Genomic DNA, 233 nt, shown 5'->3' with positions numbered 1-233 from the left:
CGCGAGACAGACTATGTCGCGACCCTGGTGCTGCATTTCGCGCGGGCAAAGGTCAGCGGGCCGCTGCAGCTGTCGAGAACGGCGCCGCACCAGGTTTCGGGGTTGCTGATCCGGTCGGTCGAACCGATTGGTGACAACGCCGAACGCATCGCGGCGGACCTCGCCCTGCTGCCCGGAATGGCCACCGCATATTACGCCCCGCTGGATGCGTCCCAACCGCCCGTCTTTGCGCA

Annotated in this window: 1 protein-coding gene; it reads left to right on the top strand. The window is 66.5% G+C overall.

Translation table 11 applies throughout. From position 1 onward, the window contains the following. A partial coding sequence (locus RYX56_RS25465) for a hypothetical protein (RefSeq protein ID WP_317124532.1) occupies positions 1-233 on the top strand: 233 nt, incomplete at both ends.

It is taken from the genome of Alkalihalophilus lindianensis, assembly GCF_032843265.1.
Classification (GTDB): domain Bacteria; phylum Bacillota; class Bacilli; order Bacillales; family Bacillaceae_D; genus Alkalihalophilus; species Alkalihalophilus lindianensis.
Note: the sequence above shows the minus strand (reverse complement) of the source record. Positions and strands in the feature narration are given on the sequence as shown.